Origin of the sequence: Shewanella sp. NFH-SH190041, from assembly GCF_024363255.1 — a bacterium.
Lineage (GTDB): Bacteria > Pseudomonadota > Gammaproteobacteria > Enterobacterales > Shewanellaceae > Shewanella.
Window position 1 is genome coordinate 863,041 of sequence record NZ_AP026070.1, and the last position, 18,712, is coordinate 881,752.

The window sequence follows — 18,712 nt, forward strand, 5'->3', positions numbered from 1 at the left end:
CATGGAATGGGCTAATGACCTGACGCAGCTTGCTGGGATAATGACGGCCAGTGTGGCGGAGTTACCCGGCTATCTGGTCGATACCAGTAAACGTATTTACTGGGGCTATTTGCTCGGGGCGCTACTGCTGGCAATCCCGGTCTATCTGCGACTTGGGCATGCTTTTGCTCGGCATGTCAGCAGTCATCCGGCCGCATCCTGTCAGTCTGATAAGCGCGGTATTTGTGCGCCCAGCAGGCCGAAAATGCAGGAAGAGCAGGGCGCTCAGGGCGCAAATCAGTATTCTGGTGTGAGCGGGTTTTTCCGCTTTGTCTTCCCCCGCGCCGTGTATCTGTCAGCCTCAGCCAGAATGGATTATCAATTGCTGGTGGTAAATAAACTGCTTAAAGGGCTGTTATTTGCCCCTTTGGTGCTGACCATGGTGCCGGTGGCCATGGGGGTGAGTGATGCTTTGTCATGGCTGCTAGGGGATATCGCCCCTTTGAGTCCCCATGTTGTCGTGGTGATGACGACCTTTACCGCACTGTTGTTTATTCTCGATGATGCTACCCGGTTTGTGTTGCATTGGTTGCTGCATAAGGTGCCTGTACTGTGGGCATTTCATCGGGTGCACCATTCTGCTGACGTGTTAACGCCACTGACCATTTATCGCACTCATCCGTTGGAAAGTTATCTCTATGCCTGCCGAATGGGATTGGCACAGGGGATTGCGGTGGGGCTGGGGTATTTTTTGTTTGGACCGGCGCTGAAAATGTACGACGTGCTGGGTGCCAACCTTGTTGTGTTTCTGTTCAATGTGCTGGGGGCAAATTTGCGCCATAGCCATATCTGGTTGCCCTGGGGCGACAAGTTGGAGGGCTGGTTTATCAGTCCGGCGCAGCATCAAATTCATCACAGCGTGGCCCCGGAGCATAGAGACACCAACTTGGGCTCGGCGTTAGCCTTGTGGGATAGATTGGCGGGCAGCTTGATAAAATCCAGCCAAGTGGTGCCGTTTTCCCAACGTGGTGGTCATCGTGTCGATGATCGTGTCGATGGCAATCATGCCGCAGTGCCTGGGGCGGCTTATATGCCGTTACCCATAGGTGTTGGCGGCTATCCCGGCCATGATAGCCTATGCGGGGTTTACCTTAACCCGCTGCGGGATGCGATGATGATATTAAGTCGCAAGGGCAGAATATGGCCGCAGTATTTATTATTGCGTTTACGCCAGCGGATGGCGCGGCGACAGCCAGACTCGGATTGATAAATTACTTCAATTTGTAGACGCTTTGCAGCTTTTAGTGAGAGTGAAGTATCTGGTTTTTACCGCCACAGTCAGGGCCATTTTCAGGGCTAGAGCCACAGACTCAACTGCTCCGTCCAGTGGGAATTTTGCGGCGAAAACCAAGTCATCGGGTGAGTTGTTGACGATTTTGCCGGTAGACTGTGCCCCGTTTCTGTTTCAATGTCAGGTAATGCGTTATGTTTCTTCAGCCGTATTTTAATGAGTCCTGCCAAGGTGTCGAAATTACTCCAGCCCAGGCCAGCGCTTTTGCCAAAGGGGTGGCCGGTGACTTTAACCCCATTCATGATGTAGATGCTAAGCGATTTTGTGTGCCCGGCGATTTGCTGTTTGCTTTGATTATGGGCCGTTATGGTTTGCGCCAGCAGATGCAATTTAGTTTTTCTGGCATGGTGGGTGCGGGGGTGACATTGCAGTTGCCCCAAGCGGCAGATGAAATGCAGATTTGTGACAGCCGCGACAAGCCTTATCTGTCTGTTTGTCAAAGCGGGGATGTCAGCCATAACCGGGCACAGATAGAGTCATTTATCCGCAGCTATGTGGCGTTTTCTGGGTTGAATTTTACCCATGTGTTGGTGCCCTTGATGAAAGCTCATCAAGTGATGATCAACCCCGAGCGGCCGTTAGTGATTTACGAAAGTATGAGTTTTACGTTAAGCGAGTTGGATTTTACTGAGGTAAAACTGGAGCTTGTCAGTAAAACCTTGATGGCGGATGGCAAACGTGGTGATGTGACGCTGGAGTTTGCTTTGATAAGCGATGGACGTCAGGTGGGTACCGGGCAGAAAAAATTGGTGCTCAGTGGTTTGCGCCCCTATGAAGAAACCGCTGTGCAGCAACTGTGCGATGCCTATTTAGCCCGCAGTATGGCTATGTCAGCCTGATCCCATTGCGATAAATCTCAACGGTCATTTCCTTTGCAATATCACCTGGGGGATTTGGCCGTTTGGGATATGACTTTTCTTTGCTCATCAACCCGCCTGCCTGTTATTCCCTCTGGGCTGATTATCTTCTAAGCGCTTCTTTTTCTACTGATTGCATGGCTCTTGCCTTTGAATTAAGTTAGTGGGTTTGAATATCCCTTTGACTGCAGGGGTGCTCCCCGGCAACTGTCTGGGGCCGACATGGTGTCGGTCTGCCAGTGCCTACTGTCCGGGCAATTCTCGTAAGGAAAGCCATGTCCAGCTTGATTCGAATTGTGCTTATCGACACCCATTTACCCGGGGTGGTCGAACTGGCCTTAGACGGCCACACCAATATTTGTGGTACCAATGCTTCGGGTAAAACCACATTGCAGCGTCTGGTGCCAGTGTTTTACGGTGAATACCCCAGCCGAGTGGTGCCATCGACCCGTGACAGCTTTGAGCGCTGGTACTTGCCCCGTGAATCAAGCTACATCATTTATGAATACCGTAAAGATGATGGTTTGTTATATCAGGCAGTATTGTCGTCTGCCGGTGACGGTAAAGGGGTGAACTACCGTTTTATCGCCAAAGGTTTTGAGCTGGATGATTACGTCAAGCAGCGTAATGGCGACACTATTTTGTGCCATACCATGGCCGAGCTGGGACGGGAGATGAAGCGCAATGGCGTTAGTGTCACCAATTTGCTTAATACCCGTGAATATCGCGCCATTATCCAAAATGACCGGGCATTACTGAGCAGTGGTAGTAACCGTTCTGAACTCAGGGCTTATGCTCAGCAATTTGCCCTTTGCGCCCCTGAGCATTCTTTGCGCCATATTGAAAAACTGGCTAAAGCGGTGCATTCCAAAGAAGGCAAAATGGAAACGGTGAAGTCCATGATTGCGGCTATTTTGGAGGAAGATGGCGTTAATCCGCCCAGCTCGCGCATTAATCCGCAGCGGGTGGAAGCTTGGATTAAAGAAAGTCAGCTTATTCAGGGGTTTGAACAGATCCGTCCGGAATATGACAAGCTGGAGCAGGAGTTTAATCAGTTACAGAGCAGTGAGCTGCGTCTGGCTGGCCTGGCTAAGGGGTATCGCCATGATGAAACCCAGGAAGTGGAGCGGCAAGAGAGCAATCAGAATCTATCCAAGGAGCTGAATCTGGCGCTGAAACAGCTGGATGAAAGCTGGAAAGAGCAGCGCGATGAAATCAACCTTGAGCTGTCTGCTGCCAAGGGGGATGTGGCCAAATTTGAAAGTGAGCTGGATGCCATTGAAGAGCAACACAGCGCATTTTTAGATGCAGATATTGAGCAGGCCAAGCGGGATTTGGAATCTCTGCCTAACTGGCGTTCAGATTTAGACAGTTTATCTGAGCGGCACAAACTGCAAACGGAAAAACACCAGGATGTGGAAGCGGCTTATAACGCTCGGCGCAGTAAAATTGGTGAGCAGCTTAACCGAGAACTGGAAAAACTGCACAGTGAACAAGATGCGGTGCGGGAACAACGTGATGCGCAAAAAGAGCAAGGCCGTAATGATTTGGCCGCTCAGGCTGACAGTGACCGTGAAGCGCTGCAAGCCGGTAACATGCGCTTTCAGGAGCAAGAGTACCAGCTGAAATTACGCGCCGCCGAGCTCAAGCTGAAAGTGGACAGCGTTACCTATACCGAAGAAGAGAAGCTGGAGTTGGCGGTTTTTGATGAGCGTATCTCCCAGGCTGATGAAGATCAGGATGTGGCCAGCAAAAAAGTTGACCGTATCGGCACTGAAGAGCGCAAACTCCGGGCGCGGCGGGATCAGGCCAATGAGGCATTACGCCAAGCAACCCTTCGGGTGACTGAGCGGCAAAATGCCCTCGATGAGCTGCATGAGATGTTGTTCCCTCAATCTCATACGTTGCTGGAATATCTGCGTAAAGAAGCTGACGGCTGGGAGCAGACGCTGGGTAAGGTGATAGCCCCTGAACTGCTGCACCGTACGGATCTGCACCCAACCTTGGGTGGGGATAAAGACGCATTATTCGGGGTGCAGCTGGATCTGAAAGCGCTAGATGTTCCTGAATACGCCGCTTCTGAGCAGGAATTACGGGCTCGGCATGCACAGGCTGAAGAAGCACTGAAAAGTGCTGTTGAGCTGCAAGAGCAAGCAGAAGATAAACTGGTTGAGGTCAACGGTGAGCTGGATAAACTCAGCCGGGAACTGACCTTTGCCCGTACAGCTTATCAAAACAGTCGAGATGATTTGCGCCGCTTGTTGGATGAAAAACGCAGTCTGCAGGCGAAAATTAATGAATTGCTGGCTGGCCGTAAGGCGATGGCGGCAAAACAGTTGACTGTACTGGATGGTGAGCAAAAGCAGCTGAAACAGCAGCATGCCCAATGGCTGGAAGAGCAAAAATCCCTGATGCTGGAAGCCAAAATGGAGAAACAGGCTTACTGGCAGGAAGTGGTTGGGGCATTAGATGCCCAGCTCGCACAAATTAAAGCCAGCCTTAACAGTCGGCGGGATAACGCCAAGGCTGAGCAAAAAGCGTGCGAAGCCTGGTATAAAAATGAACTGAAATCCCGCGGTGTGGATGAAGATCAGATTGTGGCGCTCAAGCGGGATATCCGGGATCTGGAAAGCCGCATCAGCCGCGCTGAGCAGCGCCGCAGTGAAGTGCTGCGCTATGACGATTGGTACCAGCACACCTGGCGGGTACGTAAACCTAAGCTGACTGAGCAGTTGGCAGAGGTTAAACGCATTGCCACTGAGTTGGAGCAGCAACTGAAAAGTCGCGCTTCTGATGTGAAAACTCGCCGTACTGAGTTGGAGCAACAGCGCCGTGAATCCGATGCCGCGCAGGTAGAAGCTTCTGAAAATCTCACCAAACTGCGCAGTTTGATGCGTAAATTGGCAGAGCTGAAATTACCACCGAACAGTGAAGAAGCCGTGGGCAGTCTTGGTGAGCGGTTGCGTCAGGGTGAAGATTTACTGCTTAAGCGGGATTATCTGCTGGGTTCTGTAAAGCAGTATGTGGAACATTTTGACACAGTTATTGCTGCCAAATCTGGCTCAGGTTTATCAGAAACCTGGGAGCGAGCCCGGGAAGAGTCGAGCTTTATCAATGAAAAAGGGATCCGGTTACTGGATTACCGCAAATTGGTACCGGCTCTGGAGCAGTTACTGAATGTGATCGTGCCCCAATCTATGACGGCGCTGCGTGAGCAGGGACGTATCTTCGGGGTGGATTTAACGGCCTTTTATGAAGTGCTGGCAGACATTGACCGCCGTATTGCCAGCCAGAGCGCTCGGATCACCCGGGAAGTGGGAGAAGAGCTGTTCCTAGACGGAGTCTCTGAGTCTGCGGTGCGTATTCGTTCTCGCATCAGTGAGCTGGAATTCTGGCCTGAGCTGGAAGCCTTTGTTAAAGCCTTTAAGCGCTGGCGCAGTGATGGCTTTAACGGCCTGCCGGATGAGGATTATATCCACTCGATGCGCCGCGCTTTGGATATTATCGGGCGCAGTGCCTTAACTGGTGGCGTGGCCAAACTGCTGGAAATTGAGCTGCGGCTGAAAGAGGGAAATTCGGATCTGATTATCCGCACTGACCGTCAGCTGAATGAATCGTCCAGCCATGGTATGGCTTATCTGATTTTGTGTAAGTTCCTGCTGGCCTTTACCCGTTTGTTACGGGGCCGGGCGGATGTCACTATTCACTGGCCAATTGATGAATTGGGCACCTTGCACCATGGTAACGTGAAGAAAATTTTCGATGCCTGTGAAAATAACAATATCTCCGTACTGGGAGCCTTCCCGAATCCGGAATCTGAGGTATTGAGCCTATTTGCCAACCGCTACATTATCAACAAACAAACCCGCAAGCTGCAGGTGGTCAAACCTAAGGTCAACCCTTTGGCTGAAAGACTGAAACAGCATATGTCAAAGGAGGCGATGTAAATGAGTGAGCCACAAACTGTGATTTTGGGTGTCGGCGCCCTGATTGAACGGCTGTTAAAGGGCCAATTTATCTGTAAAACCACAGATGAAGATGGCTGGCGGGCACTGCAAACTCCGGCCACCCGGGAGCGGGTAGAAGAATATCTTAGCCATATCAACCGCACGGTGGCATCGGCGGCAGAAGGTGAGGTATTTTTCTGTGGTTACCGTTTGCTTGGCGATGCTGAACGTAAGGTGATCTCCTCGCAGTTTAAGGATATTTGCTCCGCTTTGACCCCTATGGTGGAATGGTTAGTGCTGGTTCAGGAAGCCTCTGGCCAGGATGCGCCGTTGACCGAAGGCGCGGCAATTCGTCTGACCGATCTGCAAAGTCGTATTGAAGATACTCCGGCATTTCGTGAGCAACTGGCGAAACTGAGCCAGTACCGTCTGTTCGGCTCAACCAGCAGTAATGCTGATGCCCAGATTAAACTGGTATTTAAGCGGCTGGTGGAGCTGGGTTACCTTGTCCGCCCCAATGCAGAAAAACAGATTTATCTGGCCACAGGTAAATTAGATTACCTGTATGAAGTGATCCGCTTTATTGATGAAACCGAGGGGTTGCAGCTAGAAGCACAGGCTGAGACTGCCAGTAATCAACGGGAGCTGATATGAGCAGTAACCTGCATCAGGCCGGTGTCAAGTTGCTCAAACAGTTGGGCCGCCATGCTGATGCCATTATGGATGTGTACCAAAGCGGTGAGCTGACCGAAACCGAAGACAATGCGGCGGTAGTAGAGAAGTTGTTGAAAGCCGGGCTAATTTGGCGGCCTGAGCCGGAGCAACCGCTGCGACTGAAACGCACTATACGGGCATTTTTGGAAGAAGCTCTCAGTGATGAGCGTAATCGGCAGATTGATGCCAATGTTGGCTCGGCGCTGGCAACTATCAAGACATTAGCTGAGCACTATAAAGAGGCTCGTCATCGGGTCGATTTCAGCGCTGCGGAAGCATATCTGGCTGATTTGACAGAACATGTTTATGCCTTTACCGATGCGCTACGTTATGCCGTGCGGGTGTTGTGGGGACGGATTAATAATGAGTTCGGTTATGTCGGTACCATTAACGCTAAAATCCGTGAAAATGAGTTAGCCCAAAGTCAGGTAACAGAGCTACTCAATGGCTTGGAAATGTTCCATTTCAATGAGCTGGCCGAGATTGCCGGGGATACCCGGGAATTGCGACGGTTATTGGTGACCTCATTGCAGGATACCTTGAGTAATTGTGCGCAGGAATTGTCTGTGGTGCAGGCGCGGTTATTGGAGTTGCTGGGGCGCTTCCGGCAAATCCGTGGCCGAACCCGCTTGCTGAAAGGTTGGTTACTGCATACGGATCTGCATCCTGATTATCGGGTACAGGATCATGTGGCCCATAAACATGTGGCAACCTTGTTTAACCGGGCTGAAGGTATTTTGGCGCAGGCATCCGTGGATGTGCATAACCTGAGTCAAGAACATGATCTGCTGGAGCTGGTGGCAAAAGTAAAAGAGATTGTTCGGCTGCCTAAACCGGTCAAACAGCAAGAGGCGGATCCCAGCGTGGCGTTGTCGGATGCCGGTGAGTTTGATGTGCCGGATAATCCGCTGAAAGAGGCGGTGGATCAGTATTTCTGCGCCGTGATCGATTCCGGGGTACGGCAATCGGCATTGGAATATCTTGAGCATCAGCAGCTGCCGTGGAATGCGGAAAACTGGTTGTATCAGGTGATCTGTGGCTATGACGGGTTAAGTGAAGAATATCGGGGGTTCTTTGAGTTAGAGCCCATCGGTGAGCCACACCCTGTCTACAGTGGTAACTTTATCATCCGGGATGTGGAGTTATGGATGGCCTGATGTGGTCACCTTGCGGTGATATTTTGCCATAGCTACGCGATATATTTGTCATCGTCGCGAGCGTGCAACAGAATGCATAAAAAACCTGCCAGATAGCAGGTTTTTTATTGTTTTAATGAAAGGGGATGGATATTGAATTAGGGGATATTTTGCGCGAATAATGGGTAACAATGGGTGAATTAACAAATATCGGTTACCAGAAAATGTGTAGCACACATAATAGTGGTAGTTGTTTTATCCTTTAATAAATAAATATGCAGTTTATTATTCTATTTATATAGCACAACAAAGTATTAATCACCGACATAGTTTGCCGTTATGTATTTAAAATGATATCAAATTATTGATTTGGTAAAAGTTTTGATTTTTTGTAATTTGTTTTAACCTTTTTATTTTCCTTTAAAATCATCTAGATGAGTAGTTTTATTCCTAGTGGTTGTTGAACTGTTGCTGAGACTTTAGGCAAAGTTGTGATTGAAATAATATCCAGCATGTTTCACTATCCTCAGCCAGATAATAAAACAGGGGCTTAAAGCTCCGGGTTATATAGCGAGTGATTGCTGTGTAACGCCAACCAGGGAAATACTCATTATGATGAAATCATTATCAGCCCGGATCTTTTCCGGACTGTTTGCCGGCCTGATATTAGGCACATTAGTGCAATATCTATTAAGCGATGTGGCATTTTTTTCGGCAACCCTGGTGGATATCGCTGCGGCCGTGGGCACCATGTTCGTCAATATGATTATGATGCTGGTTGGCCCCATGGTGTTTATCAGTATTGTTTGTGGTGTCTGTGAACTGCAGGATTTACGTAGTTTTGGCCGTTTAGGCGGTAAAACTTTTGGGTTTTATATTATCAATACCTTGGTCGGCATCAGTGCGGCGTTAGCTGTGGTGTTATTGTTGCGCCCTGGCGAAGGGGTAGAGATGAGCAGCCATGCCAGCGCGGTTATTCATGCCACAGAGCTGCCAGATTTAACCGCTTTGATTGTTGATATTGTACCCCGTAACCCGATTGGCGCTTTTACCTCCGGTAATATGTTGCAGATTATTTTTATGGCGTTGTTGCTTGGTGGGGTGATGAAATCCATGGGCAACTCAGTGGCTTCTGCGGTGGCCGGATTTCAAACCGCCAATCGTATTATGATGAAGCTGATCACCTTGGTGATGCAGTTGGCACCCATAGGGGTATTTGCGCTGATGTTTAAATTAGGGGCCACCTTACAGGCATCAGTATTTGTCAGTGTGCTGCAATACTTAGTGTTGATTATTGGGCTATTACTGTTGTGGGTGTTTGTGGTGTATCCGGCCGCAGTGGGTCTGTTTACGCCAGTGTCAGCTCGAACATTCAGGGAAAAGACCCAAGAGCAGATTATGTTTTCATTCTCCACTGCCAGCTCCAATGCCACGATTCCTGTCACTATGCGCACTTTAACGGATAAATTAGGTGTGAATCAGGCGATTGCTGGGTTTGGTGTTCCGCTGGGGGCAACGATGAATATGGGCGGAGTCGCGATTTATATTACTGTCGCTATTTTCTTTATTGCCAATGCGTTTGGTATGCCGATTACCACGGAGCAGTTGCCAACAGTGTTATTGAGTATTTTTCTGCTGGCAGTGGGCGCAGGTGGAGTGCCCGGTGGCGGTATGGTGATGATTGGTGTACTTATTCATCAGATGGGACTGCCGGTTGAAGCCTTTGCTTTGGTTGCTGCGCTAGACAGACTGATCGATATGATCCTGACATCCTGTAATGTAGTGGGTGACACTGCGGTACTGACGATTGTTGATCAAACGGAAAAAGCACATCACAACGGTGCTTTGATGTCAGATGTTTAGGGTTTATTGACCTTTTAAGTTTGTTGTTTCAGCGATTAAGCGGTTTTTTATCGAGTAAAAATTAATCATGAAAAGGTCATGGTTTCCAGTCATTCGACGACTTAACACCATAGGTTAAGACAAAAACGCCGGCAGTTTGCCGGCGTTTTTATTGTAGCGTGTTACAGTTCAGGTTCCTGATCACTGTATGTCTCTTGGTGGTAGGCTAAGCAGGTATCCACCTCATTGGCAGAGCCAAGAATAACAGCTACCCGTTGATGGATACGCTCTGGCTGGATATCCAAAATATCCTGATAACCGGTAGAAGCTTTCCCCTGAGCTTGCTCGACCAAGAATGCCATCGGGTTAGCCTCATACATCAAGCGCAGTTTGTATGGTTTGTTTGGATTTTTATTGTCAGTGGGATAAGTGAAAATCCCACCGCGACACAGCACTCGATGCACATCGCCAACCATGGCGGCAATCCAGCGCATATTGAAGGCTTTTTCTCTAGGCCCCATGCTGCCCAATAACAGATCTGCAATATAGGTTTGCATCGGCGCTTCCCAGAAGCGTTGATTGGACATATTGATGGCAAATTCAGCCGTATCTGGAGTGATGGTGACATTATCCTGAGTCAGCAGATAGGCACTGCTATCGGGGTTTAAGGTAAAGAAACTGACGCCTTTCCCTGTGGTTAATGCCAGCATAGTGGATGGACCATATAGTACATAACCTGCCGCAACCTGCTGGCGACCTGACTGCAGGAAACTCTGTTCATTCAGTGCACCGGCTGGCGCTGGTAAGATTGAAAAAATAGTGCCTACCAGTGAATTAATATCAATATTGGATGAGCCATCCAGAGGATCAAAACAGACCAAGTATTCCCCTTGTTCACTGACCGGCAATACCTCATCTTCTTCTTCTGATGCTAACCCTTTGACATGGCCACTGGCTTTGAGCGCTTCTTTGAGCATGTCATTGGTGATCACATCTAGCTTTTTCTGGGTTTCACCCTGTACATTTTGATGATCAGTGGCACCCAATACCCCGGCTAATGCTCCTTGGCGAACAGCCCGGCTGATGGATTTGGATGTTTCAGCCAATGTCAGAATAAGCTGACATAATGGCTCAGAAATACCTTGTTGTTGCAGATGCTGCGTCAGGGTTTGCATGCTCGATCCTCTGGGGTATGTTGCTGTTTTTGCTACTGTAGAATCATACCGCAGCCGGGTGAAAATAGCAGCGCTTGGCGCACAGATTTGTCAGATAGCTTGCATCGACAAGCAGAGGGGAAATTATGGGGCACTGGATAAACAAAAGCCCGCAATAGGCGGGCTTGGGTAGCAAAGCAGGCTTATACCGACTTTATAATGTCACGGAAGATTAATCTTCCAAGTGACCGCAGAAACGGTAACCTTCGCCATGAATAGTGGCGATGATTTCTGGCGTATCTGGCTGGCTTTCGAAGTGCTTACGGATGCGGCGAATAGTGACGTCAACGGTACGGTCATGAGGCTTCAGCTCACGGCCAGTCATTTTCATCAGCAGATCAGCACGGCTCAGGATCTTGCCTGGGTTTTCAACAAAATGCAGCATAGCGCGGAACTCACTGCGTGGCAGCTTGTAAGATTCACCCTGAGGGCTAATCAGAGAGCGGCTGTTGATTTCCAGCGTCCAGCCATTGAAACGATAGAATTCCACAGAACTCTTTTCTTCAACTTCGGCACCGGCACTGTTTACACGTGTCAGCAGGTTACGGGCACGGATAGTCAGCTCACGTGGATTGAATGGCTTGGTAATATAATCATCAGCGCCAATTTCCAGCCCCAGGATTTTATCAACTTCGTTGTCACGACCGGTCAGGAAGATCAGACCGATATTGTTGATTTCACGCAGTTCACGTGCTAACAGCAAACCATTTTTTCCAGGCAGGTTGATGTCCATGACAACCAAATTTACTTTGTTTTCCTGCAAGGCTTTATGCATTTCTGCGCCATCATTGGCTTCGGTTACCACATATCCTTCTGCTTCAAAAATACTTCTCAGCGTATTACGGGTAACGGCTTCATCTTCAACGATCAGAATGTGCGGGTTTTGCATGCTATGTACCTAATTAAAAAAATCAATTCTGTGCCAATCATGAATAGGCTGCTCGGGAGGAGAGCCTCCAAACACAAGCGGGTAAGGTATTGAATTCTCGCGAATGTTTTTCAAAGAAGGGTTTGAACCACAACGCACTTCATGATTAGTTCAATACGCAATCGGCCAGCGGGATTCTGGTCTTTGCCTTGGTTGTACTGATTTCGATTCATACTAACCGGGGATAGTTCCACAATCGTTGTCACTATGTGAAATAAAGAAGTGAATCAGTCCGGAGATTACAATTAGTACAACACTGTGTCAGGCTACGTAACGCTCTGAGGCATATGTAACGAAAGCTAGTTCAATTTGCTTCAGAAGGTTAGGTAGCGAACTTGGGTATTGTACTCGTTTTGGGGATTTGTTAACAAATCAAATGTTAAAAAAATAGTTTTCAGTATGTGATCTATGTCATCAAAAGTTTTTTATTTATTGATTTATAAGGATTTTATTTTTAATCATCGCGTGATGGCGATCACAAACTATTACCTTGAACCGTGCTGAAAGCGATATTATTTGTAGTGATTATCAATAAGTTTTAAATATGAATCAGTCATTTAATGAACTTTGGCAGTGTTATCAAAGTACAAAATTTTTGATGACGCAGAAATTATCACCTTTGTTATCGTTTGCGATTATTACCGCGTGGAATCCATTAGGCGAAAATTTATCTAATGGTCAAAATGCTTTACTCGACAGACAATTGCAAAATGAATTAATCAAAAAAAGGTCGTTTATCGGCAACTTATCGGTACCTGTGATGACTATTCTCATATGGAAATGAGCTGGGCGGTCGCCCTTTCTAAGGCGCAAGGCGTGGCACTGGGGCAACAATTTCAACAATTAGCGATTTATTATGTAAATGAAGATCAGTTAATTTTGTTACCATGTCATTTACAAAAGGAAGCTATTGAATTGGGTGGTTTTTCTAGCCGAGTAACACTGGTTTCTGATTTTCTCCTGCCAATAAGTTGAATTTTAATTTATGAAATATTGCGCATTGTTCAAATTTTCTTATCTTTGCTGTTTCACGGATTGACTTGTATTAACATCAATTGTTAATTTTTGGTTCTCACCGGCATTTACGGTGACAACAGAAGAGGCGCGTTAACCAGGTAGCCCGGGCTGAGGGACACAACACCCGGCGATCCGGGTCAGGGGATTAACGCCGAGGGGCTGCGGGACGTTGTGAACTGTAGCGCCGGTTGGATGGGCTGAATCCCATCGACTGTCACCTGTTATTGGTGGAGAGCTTCTGGTGACGGTTTCATGTTCCCGCCAAGGGGTGCAGGGTGCACCAGACTCTCCGGACGAGGATAGTTCGGAGAATGTAATGTCATTATTAAAAGGTATGTTCATCGTTCAGCTTTCCGGGCAAATAAGTAACGGAGGCAAAGATGACGGTAATTGCTAAATTCGGTGGGACATCAGTAGCAGATTTTGCGGCCATGTCACGCTGTGCTGAAATTGTACTTAATCGGCCGCAAACGCGTGTAGTGGTGGTCAGTGCATCCAGTGGGGTAACGAACTTACTGGTTGCACTCACTCAAGCCAATATTACTGATGCGCAGCGTGTGGCGCTGCTCAATGATATCGCTTTGATCCAGCAAAACATCCTTCAACACATCACACAACGTGAGGTGATCAGCCAAGCACTTGAGGTGTTACTGTCTCGTATTTGGCAACTTAGCGAGGCGTTAGTGTTGGATCGCAGTAAGTCCTTGATGGATGAGTTGTTGTCATTGGGGGAACAGTGCTCATCTTTGTTATTTGCTGCGGTACTACGCCAGTTAGGTGGACGAGCCGAAGTATTTGATATTCGTAGGGTGATGCGTACCGATAGCCATTTTGGGCGCGCAGAACCTTTGATTGATGAGATTGCAGTATTGGCGAATGAACATCTTGCGCCATTATTGGATGATACTGTGATGGTAACCCAGGGCTTTATCGGGGCGGATTGCCATGGCAAGACGACAACATTGGGGCGCGGGGGCAGTGATTATTCTGCGGCATTACTTGCCGAAGCATTGGCCGCTGAAGCAGTAGAGATCTGGACCGATGTTGCCGGGATCTTTTCAACTGATCCTCGCCTCGCACCTGGCGCTAAGGCATTAAAGGAGATCAGTTTTAATGAAGCCGCTGAGATGGCGACATTTGGCGCCAAGGTATTGCATCCCGCTACGATTTTACCTGCGGTGCGGCGGCAGATTCAGGTGTTTGTTGGCTCAAGTGTAGCGCCAGAGCAAGGTGGAACCTGGATTCGACACCAAGTTACCGATGCCCCCGTTTTTCGTGCTGTGGCTGTGCGTAAAGATCAGACGTTGCTTAATTTACACAGTTTAAAGATGCTTCATGCTCAGGGGTTCTTGGCTCATATCTTTGCAACCTTGGCAAAACACAAGATAAGTGTGGATTTAATTACCACATCCGAAGTGAATGTGGCGTTAACATTAGATAAAACCGGCTCAGACAGTAGTGGTAGCGGATTAATTAATGCACCGTTATTACAGGAGTTATCTGAGCATTGCCGTGTCAGTGTGGAAGATAATCTGGCATTAGTGGCAATCATAGGTAATCGCATTGCGACTACCTCTGGGTTGTGTCGCCGGGTATTTTCTGTGCTGGAGCCTTTTAATGTCCGTATGATTTGCCAAGGGGCGAGTGCCCATAATCTCTGCATCTTGGTTGCTCAAGCTGATGCAGCAGCCGTTGTCAGTGCTTTGCATACCGATCTATTTGAATCTGATGTGGATTAATTGGGTATTGTAATGTGTCAATGCTGACTGATGTAGTTGGTGAGAAGTTTACAGCATCAGTGATGCTGAAATGAAAAAGGAGCCCTCAGGGCTCCTTTTTTGTTATGACATTATGCCGCGCGTTTACGACGGATAAAGGCCAAAGGCAGCAGTAATGTTGCAATCCAGCCTAATGCACCACCATCATCATCGACAACTGGTTTAGCATTAACTGTGACGGTTACATTGACCGGCTCAGAAGCAACAGTACCATCTGATGCCGTCACACTAAATACCAACTCGCCCGGTGCGGGCGCTGTAAAGCTAATGGCATCACCTGACTGGGTGAAATCAACACTGGTACCAGATGTTTGCGACCACGTGTAGCTCAGTGCATCACCATCTACGTCAGTAGCTTTAACGGCAACGGTGACATTGTTACCTTCTTCGGCGGTGACGGTGGCAGCTGCTAATACCGGTGCATCATTGATGTTTTCAACTTTGAGCATCACAGTGGTTTTTTCTGCGACTAGATCAGTTGCATCATCAACCCGATAAGTGAAGCTGTCTGTACCGAAGAAGTCCGCAGTCGGGGTGTAAACTGCGCTACCATCTGCAGCTAAGGTGACTTTTCCATGCATTGGTTGGTCGACTAATGCCGCGGTCATATCACCTGCGGCATTAACAGGGATCAGACGTTGTGCTTTTGCGGTAATTTTACCGTTTGTTACGCTAGTGGTTGACAGTTTGAAGTCAGTACCATCATTAGTCAGTACATTGAATTCAGCATTGCTGTCTTCATCCAGTGTGACCATATCATCACTGGCTGGGGTATTGGCTGTAGCCTGCACTTTATAAGTGATTTCAACCTTGCCACCAACGCTTGAATTAATGGCTACACTATTGCCGTTATTAATTGTAGCTCCGTCACCGTTATAGTGGTAATTGGCGCCCACTGTACCAGAAATGTTTTCTGCACCGACAGAAACACTTGATGGCATATTAGCTAAACGAGGATAGGTGAAGAAAATATCTTCTTCTGTACCTAGGCGGATCCATGCGAGGAAGGTGTAAGTGTTACCTGATGTATCACCCCAGAGTTGAGCTCGGTTCCACTCGATAACAACATAATCATTGCCATTCCGTGTCAATACTGCTGCCGCGATACCGCCGCCACCAGTATCATTTGTCGCTGTACCGGCTAAATCGAAATCACTCCAAAATGGGGCCAGTATGTTATTTGGCTCTGTGGCATCAGGCAAGGCTCGATTGCGCCAAGTACCAGAGGTGTTCCCCCCACCAACAATAATCATACCGTTGTCACTGACGGTGATTTTATTATAGCTTTCCCCGTTATACATAAAGGCTGGCAGCGTGTAAGTGACAGAAATTTCATCACAACCACCGTTACAGCTACGTATCGGCGTACTCATATCTTCAACCAGACTGAAGGTCCCTACACCACTGTCAACGCTCTGAGCCGACATGGATGGTTCAGCTAATGTTCCCACCCAAGTGACACGGCCTTGGTCAACATTGACTTCGCTGCCGGTTTGCGTGGCATTGGTGAGCATAATGGAAACATCATTCGCGGCTGTCATTTTGGTTTCAGCCGGGATTTTTACCTGCATGGTAATCAGTTCATCATCAGTAAACTCGACATTGCTGAGCGTTGCTTTGATCTCAAATGGATCTGCTGCATTGAGGTCAGTTCCCACTTCAGTGGTGGAAATCAGGTTACTGTTGCTGCTGTCTTTGGCGAGCACAGCGACAGGAAGATGGGCATCTTGCGCTGCACCGGTAAAGTTCAATTTCCCGAATACCCACTCACCACTGGTGGACATGCTGGTATTGAATTTAACTGTAATCTCGGCTGACTCACCTGCTGCCAGTTCGAGGGTTGCAGGCATCATTTCGACATCGGCATCTTTCACATCGGCAGTAAGTGTCCAGGAGGTTGCTGCATCAGACTTGTTGTGTACTGTGCGCTTAAAAGTACACTCAGTGACACAAGAGTCAGTGGTAATTGATGCTTTATCAAAGGTCAGTACTGCATTGGCTGCTGCCGCCAGATCCATCCGCCCCGCGCCCATATCAAAAGGCGTTGCTGGGGTTTTATTATCATCGTCACGAATGTCATCGGTTGCTGCTGTGGACATCAGCGCCGTTTTGATATCGACAGCAGACCAGCTTGGGCGCATTTGCTTGAGGATAGCTGCTGCTCCGGCGACATGGGGGCTAGCCATACTGGTACCGCTCTTGAAACCGAAATCACCGCCATCGGTATCTGGTGAGGCGGCAGACAGAATGCTGCTACCCGGCGCCGCAATATCAGGCTTAAAGATGTTTTCATCACCGTTGGGGCCTCGGGAGCTGCTAGCACTGATCATATCGGCAAAGTTGCTATCCACAACCCGCTTGACAGCCACACCGAGAGTGCCTTGGGCATTGTTACCGGCATCCATTTCTACGGCTTTACCGTCTTTGTTGGAGATCATTAACCCGGGAATACTGGTATCAGGCATATACATAGAAATGGGGGCGCCATCATTATTGTTGTAAACCACAATGGCCTTGGCACCGGCATTCGCCGCGTTATCTGCTTTGGTACTGAAGTTACAGCTACCACGGGAAATCAGCGCGATGCCATCAGTAAAGCTGTCGGCTGCGAAGGGATCACAACCTTCAACATTATCAGCATTGATACCCATAGCGGTAATCACAGGTGCCGTGATATCGGCAGCAAATACGGCTGAACTGTTAGAGTTTACCGCCAGCATATCTTTGCCATCAAAATTGAAGTTGTTGGCAAAGAAACGCCCTGCAGTGCTGTTGGCTACTGCAATACCGGATTCAATACAGGCGGGACAACCTATGGTTTTAGCGCCATTACCGCTATTGCCCGCCGCAGAAACCACGACGATACCTGCAGCTTCTGCTGCTTCAAAAATGGCTTTATATGGACTACCAGCCGGGTTTGCCCCTGTGCTGCCGCCCCAAGAATTATTAATGACATCAGCGCCATCTTCTACGGCATATTCCAGTGCTTCCATCAGCATGGTGTCTGTGCCGCTGCCACCGGAACAGTCAGAGCGGCTGTAGAGTGCTTTATAGGACATCAGATAAGCTGCTGGTGCCACTCCGGATAAGGTGACTTCGATGCCTTCATATTCCGTGGTGACCTGATTGCCGACAGCAGTACCGGCAACATGGGTTCCATGGCCACCGTAGCCCAATGGGCTCATATATTCATCAGCACAAACAGCAAAATTCGGCGCTGACCAGCGGGCAACGATGAGTTTGTCGTTACAAAAGCTGGAATCTGTGGTTGCACAGTAATCATTGTCTGGCAGGTTTGCGGGAGCGGTAAAGCCATCGCCAGAGAACATGGGGTTCTCTGGACGAATACCACCATCAATAATCGCTACTCGCATACCTTTGCCGGCATTTTCCATGCCATTGACGGCCTGCCAAATGGCATCAGTATTGATGACAGATAAGGACGCATCCATCTGAATATGATGCATTGTATCGGGATAAATGGCTTTAATGCCCGGGATTTGTTTTAGCGTTTCAATATCCAGATTGGCGCTGCTAATACTCATACCATTAAAAACAGTATCAAACTGCTTTTGTACTTTAAGGCCGGGGACCGCTTTACGCAGTTGGCTGATAACTCTATTTTGCTCGGCAGCGATTTTCGCCACATGGCTGTTAAATTGCGTATGTTGACGGATTTGCTGTAGCTGGTTACCAAGGCGTTCGCCTGAGCTACCGAACGCCTTCGCGATAGAAGGGGTTTCCAATTCAATGATAATGCTGTCTTGATACAGGTTGTGAACCTGATTCTTTTCCGAGTGATACTGCTCCACCGCCAAGATTTCCGGTGAATGCCCTTTGATCGTCAAGTTGCCGGCTTGTACGGCACCCGACAATAACGCCGATGATATGGCGATAGCGAGAGGTGTCTTCACTTTGTTCCATCCTTGTCAATGCTGACTTTATTATT

Annotated in this window: 10 protein-coding genes, 1 pseudogene and 1 riboswitch; of the genes and pseudogenes, 8 read left to right on the forward strand and 3 right to left on the reverse strand. The window is 48.4% G+C overall.

What is annotated here, in order from left to right:
• The first annotated feature begins 1 nt into the window (after position 1).
• The 6 genes from NFHSH190041_RS03850 (at position 2) to NFHSH190041_RS03875 (ending at position 9,847) form a co-directional block, all read left to right on the forward strand.
• Positions 2-1,246 carry a sterol desaturase family protein gene (locus tag NFHSH190041_RS03850; protein ID WP_261923987.1) on the forward strand — a complete coding sequence of 415 codons (1,245 nt, stop codon included), beginning with the start codon at positions 2-4 and terminating at the stop codon, positions 1,244-1,246.
• Positions 1,247-1,464: 218 nt separating this feature from the next.
• Positions 1,465-2,169: a DUF3581 domain-containing protein gene (locus NFHSH190041_RS03855; protein ID WP_261923988.1), complete on the forward strand. Its 705-nt coding sequence runs from the start codon at positions 1,465-1,467 to the stop codon at positions 2,167-2,169.
• A gap of 293 nt (positions 2,170-2,462) precedes the next feature.
• Entirely contained in the window at positions 2,463-6,134 is a 3,672-nt protein-coding gene (locus tag NFHSH190041_RS03860; protein ID WP_261923989.1) for an ATP-binding protein, read from the forward strand.
• Positions 6,135-6,788, forward strand: a complete 654-nt coding sequence (locus NFHSH190041_RS03865) for a hypothetical protein (RefSeq protein ID WP_261923990.1) — start codon at positions 6,135-6,137, stop codon at positions 6,786-6,788. It abuts the gene before it with no gap.
• Positions 6,785-8,005, forward strand: coding sequence for a phosphoenolpyruvate carboxylase (locus NFHSH190041_RS03870; RefSeq protein ID WP_261923991.1), 1,221 nt, complete (start codon positions 6,785-6,787; stop codon positions 8,003-8,005). Before NFHSH190041_RS03865 ends, NFHSH190041_RS03870 begins: the two co-directional genes overlap by 4 nt.
• 591 nt (positions 8,006-8,596) lie before the next feature.
• On the forward strand, positions 8,597-9,847 hold the full coding sequence (locus tag NFHSH190041_RS03875; protein ID WP_261923992.1) for a dicarboxylate/amino acid:cation symporter: 1,251 nt from the start codon (positions 8,597-8,599) through the stop codon (positions 9,845-9,847).
• A 161-nt stretch (positions 9,848-10,008) separates the two neighbouring features.
• Here the strand turns inward: NFHSH190041_RS03875 and NFHSH190041_RS03880 are convergent, their stop codons facing one another.
• Positions 10,009-11,001, reverse strand: a complete 993-nt coding sequence (locus NFHSH190041_RS03880) for a class 1 fructose-bisphosphatase (RefSeq protein WP_261923993.1) — start codon at positions 10,999-11,001, stop codon at positions 10,009-10,011.
• Between the two features lie 211 nt (positions 11,002-11,212).
• Positions 11,213-11,929, reverse strand: coding sequence for a two-component system response regulator ArcA (gene arcA / locus NFHSH190041_RS03885; protein WP_261923994.1), 717 nt, complete (start codon positions 11,927-11,929; stop codon positions 11,213-11,215).
• A gap of 637 nt (positions 11,930-12,566) precedes the next feature.
• Between arcA and NFHSH190041_RS03890 the strand changes: the two are divergent.
• Both NFHSH190041_RS03890 and lysC read left to right on the forward strand, forming a co-directional pair.
• Positions 12,567-12,943 (forward strand): annotated as a pseudogene (locus tag NFHSH190041_RS03890) (DUF3293 domain-containing protein).
• A gap of 114 nt (positions 12,944-13,057) precedes the next feature.
• Positions 13,058-13,231: riboswitch (Lysine riboswitch) on the forward strand.
• Positions 13,232-13,365: 134 nt separating this feature from the next.
• Complete coding sequence (gene lysC / locus NFHSH190041_RS03895; protein WP_261923995.1) at positions 13,366-14,724, forward strand: lysine-sensitive aspartokinase 3; 1,359 nt, start codon at positions 13,366-13,368, stop codon at positions 14,722-14,724.
• A 110-nt stretch (positions 14,725-14,834) separates the two neighbouring features.
• Here the strand turns inward: lysC and NFHSH190041_RS03900 are convergent, their stop codons facing one another.
• Positions 14,835-18,677: a S8 family serine peptidase gene (locus NFHSH190041_RS03900; protein ID WP_261923996.1), complete on the reverse strand. Its 3,843-nt coding sequence runs from the start codon at positions 18,675-18,677 to the stop codon at positions 14,835-14,837.
• Positions 18,678-18,712 lie beyond the last annotated feature (35 nt).